Raw genomic sequence first — 9,460 nt, forward strand, 5'->3', positions numbered from 1 at the left:
GAGCACGGCCGTCCTGGCAGCAGCTGCTGTGGTCAACGCCCGGGGTACGACGGCGTCGGCGTCGGGCAAGAGGGCGGGCGAGGAGAGCGCGGCGACTAGGTTCATCCAAGAGTGAGAAGGAAGCCGCCACATGGCCTCGCCCGGGCGACACCCTAGACGTCAGGCGGGCACCAGGTCGAGCAGGTTCTGGGGCGTCACCACGCGGGAGCCCTCCGGCAGGTCCTCCGGGGCACCGAACCCGAGATACGTCACCGGCCTGGCGCCCTGCGGAACCGAGTGGTGCACCTTCACGCCGTCGGCCTGGAGCAGGTCCACCAGGTAGCGCACCGTGAGGTAGCGGCGCGCCGCGATGTCCCGGACCAGCGTCGTCGTGGTGACGCGGTGCGCCTCGACGGTGTTGAAGCTCGGCCGGCCGCGGAGGTTCAGGTGCAGCCAGAGCGCCTCCCAGCCGTCCCCGGCCCGGAGGAACGCCAGCGGGACCGCGACCTTGCCGGAGCCGGCCAGGTCGGACTTCAGGCGCACCGTCGCCGGCTCGAACGGCAGCCCGGCCTGCGCGACGTCGCGGGTCATGAACCCGAAGAAGCCCTCGGCGACCTCGTCGAACCGCTCGCCCGAGTAAACGTGCACCTCCGGCACGACGACGTCCCGGCGGATCCCGGACAGCTTGACGTCGACGAACTCCGTCGCGCCGTCCGGGGCCTCGGTGAGGTCGCCGGAGTGCACGAAGCCGCCGCCGCGCAGCCGGGTCCACGAGACGTGCTCGGCGTCGGCGAAGTCGCGGTCCAGCAGGAGGCACGAGAGGTCGAGGTCCGTGTCCGTGCTCCGCTGCCGCCAGTGCACGAAGAACCGCAGCAGCTCGCCGGTCACGCGGGTGCGCGAGCCGCGAGGCAGCACCCCGGCGCCGTCGGGCCGGGCCCGTGCCGACAGCGGGAGCGCCACGTCGAGCAGGTCCGGGTCGACCACCAGCTCGTCCGGCCGGGGGACCCGGCGGAGTACCTCGGCGTCGCAGGCCAGCGCGAGCGCCATCAGGGCTTCCGCGGGGAGCTCTGCGCGCTCGTCGGGCACGGCCCACGCGCCGCCCTGCCGGTTGACGAAGACGCGCCGGCCGGCGTCCGGCCGCCCCGTGCCCTGCCGCGTGTCGGCAAGACGCCGGTTCTCCAGGTGCTCCCGCAGCCCGAGGACGACCCGGCCGGACACCGCGGGCAGCGCCCGCTCGACGGCGTCGGCCACGGCGGTCGCCTCGACGTCGTCCGCCGCGGAACGCAGCAGGTGGTCCGCCCGCCGCACGAGCGTGCCGGGCGCCGCGGCGAGCAGCCGCAGCGCCTCCGCCCGGGCACCCGAGGCGAGCGAGCGCTCGACCCGCGCGGCCAGGGACGGCGCGTCCTCGTCGCCGCGGGCGACGGCGAACACCCGGGCGGCCGACGGCAGGCCCCGGTGCTCGTGCGGGTGCAGCCGCTCGCCGAGCCGCTTCCAGGCCTCCCGGTGCGCCGCGACGTCGCCGAGCTTCGCGGACGACGCCGCCACGACCGCGTCGAGCGTGCCCAGCAGCACGCGCCGTACCGGACGCGGCAGCGACCGGAACCGCGTGGCGGTCTCCAGCGTCACGTCCCCACCGGACAGCGCGCAGGCCAGTCGCAGGACGTCGGTGACCGTGTCGGCCTCGGGCTCCCGCCCGTAGAGCACGTGCGTGGCGTTGACGATCGCGCGCGCCGTCCGCGTCGGGACTGCCGCGGGCTGTTCCATGCCGCCGCAGTGCTGGGCCAGCAGCGCGAGCGCGGCGAGATCGGCGTCGGACAGCGGGGTGGTGCTCCCCGCGAGGTGGAGGTAGAGGCGGTGGGCCTCCTCGTCGAGCGTGCCGCCGACGTCGAGCACCGTGCGCCGGTCGCCGAGCGCGGGCACGAACGCGTCGTGCGCTGCCACCATCTCCTCGTACGTGTGCTGGTACCGGCCGTAGCGGGGCAGGGCGAGCAGGTTGATCTTCCCCCGACGCGCGAAGATCTCCTCGGTGTCCGGGGCTCCCTCCAGCGCGTCCCGGAGGCACGACACCCAGAAGTCCAGCGTGTCCGGCACGTTCTGCGGGAAGTCCTGGAAGTACGTGTTGTGCTGCACGTGGGCGCCGAGCGCCTCGTGCACGACGGCGAGGGTCTGCACCGCCACCAGCCGCGCGTCCTGCGGCGCCAGGGTGCCCAGGTGGCCCAGCAGCCGACCCGAGGCCTTGTAGCCCGAGGTCAGGAGCACGGCGTCGAACCGGCGGGCGACCGAGGCGGCGTCGCCGGTCGAGACCGCGGTCAGGGGGACGCGCCACGTCCGGCGGACGACGAGGTCGAAGATCTGCGCAGACATGACGCGCATCATGGCAGGGAACGGTGGTCCGGGCGGACAGGTTTCCCGTGCCACGATGGCCGTATGCCTCTCGCATCCCGGTACCTCGCAGCAGAGGACCGTTACGACACCATGCAGTACCGCCGCACCGGCCGCTCGGGTCTGGACCTGCCCGCGCTGTCGCTGGGGCTCTGGCACAACTTCGGCGACACCAGCCCGTTCGAGACGCAGCGCGCCATCCTGCGCCGCGCGCTCGACCTGGGCGTCACGCACTTCGACCTGGCGAACAACTACGGCCCGTCCTACGGCGCGGCCGAGGCGAACTTCGGCCGGCACCTCGCCGCCGACCTCAAGCCGTACCGCGACGAGCTGGTCCTGTCCACGAAGGCCGGCTACGACATGTGGCCCGGCCCGTACGGCGACCACGGCTCGCGCAAGTACCTGCTGGCCAGCCTCGACCAGTCGCTGACCCGCATGGGTGTCGACTACGTCGACGTCTTCTACCACCACCGGCCCGACCCCTCGACGCCGCTCGAGGAGACCATGGGCGCGCTCGCCTCCGCGGTCCAGCAGGGCAAGGCGCTGTACGTGGGCGTCTCCAACTACTCGCCCGCGCGCACGCGTGACGCCGCCCGCATCCTCGGCGAGCTGGGCGTCCCGCTGCTCATCCACCAGCCGTCCTACTCGATGTTCAACCGGCACATCGAGAACCCCGCCCACGAGGACGGGTACGACGGCGTGCAGAGAGAGTCGCTGCTCGACGTCGTCGGCGAGCTGGGTGTCGGCACCATCGTGTTCTCCCCGCTGCAGCAGGGCCTGCTGACCAGCAAGTATCTCGCCGGCGCCGCCCCGGCCGGGTCCCGTGCGGCCCGCTCCGACTCGCCGTTCCTCTCGGACCGGGCCCTCACCGAGGACTACCTGGGCCGCGCCAAGGCGCTCAACGACATCGCCGCCGGCCGCGGGCAGACGCTCGCCCAGCTCGCGCTCGCCTGGGTGCTCCGGGACGAGCGCGTCACGTCGGCGCTCATCGGCGCGTCGTCGGTGGCGCAGCTCGAGGACAACGTCGCGGCGCTCGCGGCGGGCCCCCTGACCGCGGACGAGATCGCGGCGATCGAGCCCCTGGCGCGCCCCCTGGGCTGACGCCTCGGCACTGCCGCTCGACGCCGTCCGCCCCGGGCGCCACGCCCGGGACGGGCGGCGTCGGCCGTTCCACACCCCGCGTTCCGCCGCACTTCACGGAACCGTCGCGCCGAATCGACCGGCGCGGCGGACGATGGGGGAGTTCGCCGCTCGACGGGGAGGGGTACTGGGGGTACTGCACTCGCGAGAAGGAGCACCAGCGTGACGGAAACCAAGTCCGCGATCGTCGTCGGGGCCGGCATGGTCGGCCTGTCCACCGCCTGGCACCTGCAGGAACGCGGCGTGGAGGTGACGGTCCTCGACAGGCACGGCGTCGCGTCCGGCTCCTCGTGGGGCAACGCCGGCTGGCTCACCCCGGGCATGGTGATGCCGCTGGCCGACCCGTCGCTCTGGGCCTACGGGCCGAAGGCGATGCTCGACCCCGACGCCGCCCTCAGCGTCCCGTTCCGGTTCGACCGGGCGCTCTGGGGCTTCCTCGCCCGGTTCATGTCCCACGCGACGCCCGGCGCCTGGCAGCGCGCGATGGCCGCCCTCACCCCGATCGACCGCATGGCGCTCGAGGCGTACGACGAGCTGGAGGCCGGGGGCGTGCACGCGACGTCGTACGCCAGGCCCTGGGTGGTCGGGTTCGAGCAGGAGCGGGAGTCCCGCCCGTTCGTGCACGAGCTGCGCGCGGTCGCGAAGGCCGGCCAGGAGGTCAGGCTGTCCCGGGTGCCCGACGGCGTCCGCGTGCCCCACCTCTCCCGGGCGGTCCGGTCGGCCTGGACCCTGGAGGGGCAGCGGTACATCGAGCCGGGGCTGTACGTGGAGGCGCTGGCGACGTCGGTCAGCGCGCGGGGCGCGAAGGTGCTGACGGACGCCCGGGTGACGGACGTCCGGACCCTGGCGGACGGCGGGTCCGAGGTCGACGTCGCCGGCCGTGACCCGCTGCGGGCGGACGCCGTCGTGGTCGCCACGGGTGCGTGGCTCCCGGACCTGACCCGACGGCTCGGCGTGCGCACCCGGGTGCAGGCGGGGCGGGGGTACTCGTTCAGCGTCCCCGTGTCCGGACGGCCCATCGACCACCCGGTCTACTTCCCGGCCCGCCGCGTGGCCTGCACGCCGTACCAGGGGCGGCTGCGGGTCGCCGGGACCATGGAGTTCCGGGGCCCCGACGAGCCCTTCCAGCCCCGGCGGATCAAGGCCATCGTGAACTCGGTGCGCGGCCTCTTCGAGGGCGTCGACCTGGACTCCCGCGAGGACGAGTGGGTGGGCTCCCGGCCGGTGACGCCGGACGGGCTGCCCCTGGTGGGCGCGACGGCGGCACCCGGCGTCTACGTGGCCGGCGGACACGGCATGTGGGGCATGGTGCTGGGCCCCGCGACCGGCCGTGCGCTGGCGGCGCAGATCACGACGGGGGAGACGCCGGAGGAGATCCGGCCGTTCGACCCGCTGCGCTGACCTGAGGCCCTGGCCGCCGGCGACGTCAGGCCGGGCGCCCCGCCAGCCGGTCGAGCCCGTCGAGGATCAGGTCCAGCCCGAACTCGAACTCGGTCTGGTCGTCGCACCAGCCCAGGGTGGCGCCCGGCTCGTCGTGGGCCACCTCGGCGAGCATCTCGACCATGTGCGGCACCTGGCCGGCCATCTGCTGGAGCAGCGCGGCGGCCTCGTCGTCGGCGCCCTCCCGGGCGCCGCCGTCGGCGGCCGAGCCCGCAGTGGCGCCGTCGGGCTCGAAGAGTTCCTGGGAGAACCCGAACGCCCGGCTGCCCAGGGCGTGCATCGCGTGGTGCACCAGATCCCAGGAAAAGCCGCCCCGGCGCATCAGCCCGAGGAGCGAGTCGCAGTACCGGACGATGTGCAGGCTGAAGGACGTCCGCGTCTCCAGGACGGTCGACGCCCACGGGTGGCGTAGCAGCACCGCGCGCGCCGTGAGGATCTGCCGGCGCATCGCGGGCTTCCAGGCGGACGGCGGCGCGTCGTCGGGGAGGGGATCGAGCAGGGCCACCCCGTCCTGGATCTCCGCCGCCACGACGTCCACCACGCCGTCGAGCAGGTCCTCCTTGTTGGCGACGTGGTGGTAGAGCGACATCGCCTCGATGCCGAGCTCGCGGGCCAGGCTCCGCATGGTGAGCGCGCCGAGACCTTCCCGGTCCGCCAGGGCGACCGCCGACTCCAGCACCCGGGCACGGGTCAGGGTGGTGCGCGGTGGCGTGCCGGTCGTCTGCGGGGAAGTCATGGTCTCGCGATCCTACGTCCGCCGACCCTTGACGGGGCCTCGCGACGGTCCTACCTTACGTCGTAAGACTTACGCCGTAAGTCTCGTCCGGAAGGCGGTGCGTCATGTGGGCCTGGATCCTGTGGGTGGTGGGGACTCTCCTCGTGCTGGGGCTCGCCGCGTTCGCGGCGCTGGTGCTGGTCATGCGGACCAAGAGCCGGCGCGGGCTCGCGGTCGTCCGGCGGTTCAACCGGAGGGTCACCAACCGCCGGACGCTGCGGGACGCGGGGGAGCCCGGTTCGTCCAACGACCTGATCCGCCATGTCGGGCGCAGGTCCGGGGTGCGGTACGCGACGCCGATCGGCGTGTACCGGATGGACGACGACTTCCTCGTGTACCTCCCGTACGGCGCCGGCGTGGACTGGCTGCGGAACGTCCGGGCGGCCGGCTCCGCGGAGCTGCGGGTCGACGGGCAGAGCTACGTGGTGACCCCGGAGATCATCGAGCCGGCCGAAGCCCTGCCCTACCTGACTGCGGTGGATCGGCGGATCGCACGGCTCTTCAAGGTCACCGACTTCCTCGCGCTGCGGCGGGTGGTGACCGGTTCGGGCGGGGCGGCCTCCGCGGCGGCCGCCGCGGGCCAGGACGGATCGGCCGCCGCCCGCGACGGGGCGGGCGGCGCGCCGTGAGGGCGGTCGTCCGCGACCGGTACGGTCCTGTGGACGTCCTGCGGGTCGCCGCCGTCGGGCGGCCCGAGCCAGGCCCGGGCGAGGCGGTCGTCCGGGTCGCGGCCGCCTCGCTGAACACGGCGGACCTCGACCACCTCCTCGGCCGCCCGCGCATCGCCCGCGTGGCCACGGGCCTGGTGCGGCCGACGAACCAGCGGGTCGGCCTCGACGTCGCCGGGACGGTCGAGCGGGTCGGGTCCGAGGTGACGGGCCTGGTCCCGGGCGACCGCGTCTGGGCCGACCTCTTCGACAGCGGGCACGGCGCGCTGGCCGACCGGGTGTGTGTCCCGGCATCCGCCCTCTCGCCGCTCCCGGATCAGGTCCCGTTCGAGGACGCGGCCACCGCGCCGCACTCGGGCTCGCTCGCGCTCCAGGGCCTGCGCGCCGCCGGGCCGATCCGGCCGGGGGAGCGCGTGCTGGTCAACGGCGCGGGCGGCTGCGTGGGGCCGTTCGCGGTGCAGATCGCGAAGGCCCGGGGCGCGGAGGTCACCGCCGTCGACCACGGTGACAGGCTCGCGCTGCTCCGCGAGCTGGGCGCGGACGAGGTGATCGACTACCGCGAGGAGGACGTCACGCGCTCCGGCCGGCGGTTCGACGTGGTGCTGGACATCGCCGACACCCGGTCCGTCGCGGCGGTCCGCCGCTGCCTGGCGCCGGGCGGCCGGTACGTGCTGATCGCGCGGCGGATGGGCTCCTTCGCGGAGAAGGCGCTGCTCGGCCCGGTCGTCGGCGCGCTCACCGGCACCCGGATCGGCACCTTCGCCTGGCACCCGAACCGCCGCGCCGACCTGGACGAGCTCGCGGGGCTGCTCGCCTCGGGCGCCGTGCGCCCCAGGATCGACCGCCGCTACGCCCTTGCCGACGGGGTCGAGGCCTTTCGCCGCCTGGCCTCGGGCGAGTCGCGAGGCAAGCTCCTGGTGCTCCCGTAGGCGGGCCCCGTCGAACGTAGGGTCGGTCGGTCCATGAGCCCCGTTTGGAGCGACGAAGGCTACGTTCGGCGTCCGCCGCCCGGCGCGGACGCCGCGTCGGGGTGACGCGATGGCAGGATCGGGCGCATGACGCAACGCCGCATCCTCATCCTCTCCGGCCGTGGACGTTACGAGGACCCCTGGCACGACCACGCGGCGACGTCGCACGTGGCGGCCGGGATCCTCGGTGAGCTGGGGGCCGTCGAGGTGCGCGGGCTGTTCCGCCACGCGCTGGACGACCTGGACTCCGTGGACCTGCTGGTCGTCAACGGCGGGACGGGCCGCCGGGATGCCGACTTCGACGGGTCCGACGACGACTGGCGACCCGTCCACGACCGGCTGTCCGCCTGGGCGCGGGCCGGGGGCGCCGTGCTTGGCCTGCACCAGGCGGCGAACACCTTCTACGACGCGCCCGACTGGGAGGCGGTGCTCGGCGGACGTTGGATCCCGGGCGAGTCGATGCACCCGCCGATCGGCACCGCCCGCTTCGAGCTGACGGTCGGCCACCCCCTCACGGAGGGCCTGAGCGTGGTCGACGCCTTCGACGAGCGGTACTGCCGGCTCCGCGTCGCCCCGGAGACGCGCGTGCTCGGCACCACCCTGGACGACGACGGCGCCCCGCACCCGGTGCTGTGGGTCAACGAGGCGCACGGCGGCCGCAGCGTGTACTCGGGGCTCGGCCACGACGTCCGCTCGTTCACCTCGGCGGGGCACCAGGAGCTGCTGCGTCGCGCGGGGTCCTGGCTGCTGGCGTAGGCCGGCGGCAGCCGCTTGACCTCAACCGTCGTTGAGGTTGTTGGCTGGGTCGCATGGAGATCATCAGCATCGACACGGTGACCCGCTCGATCGCCGAGACGGCCGCGTACTACGAGACGGTCCTCGGCCTGCCGGTCAGCAAGGAGATCGGCGCGGTCGAGGTCACCGTCGGGCGCACCGTCCTGCGCTTCCGCGAGGATGCCGTCGCCGCGGGCGATCAGCACTACGCGTTCCTGATCGACGACGCGCGGTTCGACGCCGCCCGCGCGTTCCTGGCGGCGGGGCCCGGTCTGCTGAGCGACGGCGACCGGACGGAGTTCGAGGCACAGGACGCCTGGAACGCGCGGTCGCTGTACTTCCCGGGGCCGGACCGCTCCGTCCTGGAGGTCATCGCGCGCCGTGATCTCCCCCGAGACCTGGGTGCCGGGCGCGGCACGGGTGCGAAGGCCTCGAGCCCGCACGCGCCCGGCACCCAGCCAAGCCCGTCGGAACCGTTTGGGCCGGGCGACCTGCTGTCCGTGAGCGAGGTGGGCATCGCCGTGCCCGACGTCGTGGGCACCGCCGACCGGCTCACCGAGGCCGGGATCGGCCGCTACCCGACCGGGTCGGCGACGTTCAGCCCGGCCGGGCACATCGACGGCATGCTCATCCTGGTCAGCGTGGGCCGCAACTGGTTCCCGACGTCGGACCGCGTGGTGGGCGAGCCGCCCGTGACCGTGGTCGCGCAGGCGGGTCCGTCGAGCCCCGGCGCCGTGCCCGGCCGGTACGAGCTGGCCCCGGGGCGTGTGCTGGTGGTGCGGCCGTAGCCGAACCTCACGCCCCCTCGGCGAATCCCGCCTGGCGCCACACCTCGTAGACCGCGATCGATGCCGCGTTGGTCAGGTTGAGCGACCGGCGACCCGGCAGCATCGGGATGCGCAGCTCGTCGGTGACCCGGGGGTGCTTGAGCGCCTCCGGCGGCAGCCCAGTCGGCTCGGGGCCGAACAGCAGCACGTCGCCCGGCCGGTACTCGACGTCGGTGAAGCGGGTGGTCGCGCGGGTCGTGAACGCGAAGACCCTGGCCTCGGGCAGCGCGTCGAGGGCCGCGTCGAGCGACGGGTGCACGTCCATGACGGCGAGGTCGTGGTAGTCGAGGCCGGCGCGCTTCAGCTTGGCCTCCGACAGGTCGAAGCCCAGCGGTTCCACGAGATGCAGCCGCGCCCCCGTGACGGCGGCGAGCCGGATCGCGGACCCGGTGTTCCCGGGGATGCGGGGCTCGAAGTAGACGATGTGGGCGAGGGGGTTCTCGGGCGGCGCGGGGGCGTCAGACGGATGCGGCACGGGACCATTCTCGCTGCCGGACGGCGGGGCGT

At 74.3% G+C, this 9,460-nt stretch carries 9 protein-coding genes; 6 read left to right on the top strand and 3 right to left on the bottom strand.

What is annotated here, in order from left to right:
• Positions 1-159: 159 nt before the first annotated feature.
• The gene (locus ACFWEJ_RS23470) at positions 160-2,343 is read right to left on the bottom strand and encodes a hypothetical protein (RefSeq protein ID WP_377231596.1); all 2,184 of its coding nucleotides are present in this window, start codon (positions 2,341-2,343) and stop codon (positions 160-162) included.
• A gap of 63 nt (positions 2,344-2,406) precedes the next feature.
• Here ACFWEJ_RS23470 and ACFWEJ_RS23475 point away from each other — a divergent pair, with 63 nt between their 5' ends.
• Both ACFWEJ_RS23475 and ACFWEJ_RS23480 read left to right on the top strand, forming a co-directional pair.
• Positions 2,407-3,462 carry an aldo/keto reductase gene (locus ACFWEJ_RS23475; protein WP_377231597.1) on the top strand — a complete coding sequence of 352 codons (1,056 nt, stop codon included), beginning with the start codon at positions 2,407-2,409 and terminating at the stop codon, positions 3,460-3,462.
• A 201-nt stretch (positions 3,463-3,663) separates the two neighbouring features.
• Positions 3,664-4,902 (top strand): NAD(P)/FAD-dependent oxidoreductase, encoded by a 1,239-nt coding sequence (locus tag ACFWEJ_RS23480; RefSeq protein ID WP_377231598.1) that lies wholly within the window; start codon positions 3,664-3,666, stop codon positions 4,900-4,902.
• Positions 4,903-4,927: 25 nt separating this feature from the next.
• On the opposite strand, the gene ACFWEJ_RS23485 is transcribed toward ACFWEJ_RS23480, so the two are convergent.
• Positions 4,928-5,677 (bottom strand): TetR/AcrR family transcriptional regulator, encoded by a 750-nt coding sequence (locus tag ACFWEJ_RS23485; RefSeq protein ID WP_377231599.1) that lies wholly within the window; start codon positions 5,675-5,677, stop codon positions 4,928-4,930.
• Positions 5,678-5,781: 104 nt separating this feature from the next.
• Here ACFWEJ_RS23485 and ACFWEJ_RS23490 point away from each other — a divergent pair, with 104 nt between their 5' ends.
• From ACFWEJ_RS23490 to ACFWEJ_RS23505, 4 genes are all read left to right on the top strand, one after another.
• Complete coding sequence (locus ACFWEJ_RS23490; protein ID WP_377231600.1) at positions 5,782-6,345, top strand: nitroreductase family deazaflavin-dependent oxidoreductase; 564 nt, start codon at positions 5,782-5,784, stop codon at positions 6,343-6,345.
• Positions 6,342-7,313, top strand: coding sequence for an NAD(P)-dependent alcohol dehydrogenase (locus tag ACFWEJ_RS23495; RefSeq protein WP_377231601.1), 972 nt, complete (start codon positions 6,342-6,344; stop codon positions 7,311-7,313). The genes ACFWEJ_RS23490 and ACFWEJ_RS23495 overlap by 4 nt, the downstream gene beginning before the upstream one ends.
• Positions 7,314-7,439: 126 nt before the next feature.
• Positions 7,440-8,108: a ThuA domain-containing protein gene (locus ACFWEJ_RS23500; protein ID WP_377231602.1), complete on the top strand. Its 669-nt coding sequence runs from the start codon at positions 7,440-7,442 to the stop codon at positions 8,106-8,108.
• A 53-nt stretch (positions 8,109-8,161) separates the two neighbouring features.
• Complete coding sequence (locus ACFWEJ_RS23505) at positions 8,162-8,914, top strand: hypothetical protein (protein ID WP_377231603.1); 753 nt, start codon at positions 8,162-8,164, stop codon at positions 8,912-8,914.
• Positions 8,915-8,921: 7 nt separating this feature from the next.
• Here ACFWEJ_RS23505 and ACFWEJ_RS23510 read toward each other — a convergent pair whose 3' ends face one another.
• A complete protein-coding gene (locus tag ACFWEJ_RS23510) occupies positions 8,922-9,377 on the bottom strand; it encodes a tRNA (cytidine(34)-2'-O)-methyltransferase (RefSeq protein ID WP_377231604.1) in 456 nt (151 codons plus the stop codon).
• Positions 9,378-9,460: the final 83 nt, after the last annotated feature.

Origin of the sequence: Promicromonospora sp. NPDC060204 (assembly GCF_042728455.1) — a bacterium.
Taxonomy (GTDB): Bacteria; Actinomycetota; Actinomycetes; order Actinomycetales; family Cellulomonadaceae; genus Promicromonospora.

Coding starts and splice junctions, on each gene's coding strand:
- ACFWEJ_RS23490 (WP_377231600.1), top strand. CDS start 5,782: ATGTGGGCCTGGATCCTGTGGGTGGTGGGGACTCTCCTCGTGCTGGGG.
- ACFWEJ_RS23475 (WP_377231597.1), top strand. CDS start 2,407: ATGCCTCTCGCATCCCGGTACCTCGCAGCAGAGGACCGTTACGACACC.
- ACFWEJ_RS23470 (WP_377231596.1), bottom strand. CDS start 2,343: ATGTCTGCGCAGATCTTCGACCTCGTCGTCCGCCGGACGTGGCGCGTC.
- ACFWEJ_RS23500 (WP_377231602.1), top strand. CDS start 7,440: ATGACGCAACGCCGCATCCTCATCCTCTCCGGCCGTGGACGTTACGAG.
- ACFWEJ_RS23485 (WP_377231599.1), bottom strand. CDS start 5,677: ATGACTTCCCCGCAGACGACCGGCACGCCACCGCGCACCACCCTGACC.
- ACFWEJ_RS23505 (WP_377231603.1), top strand. CDS start 8,162: ATGGAGATCATCAGCATCGACACGGTGACCCGCTCGATCGCCGAGACG.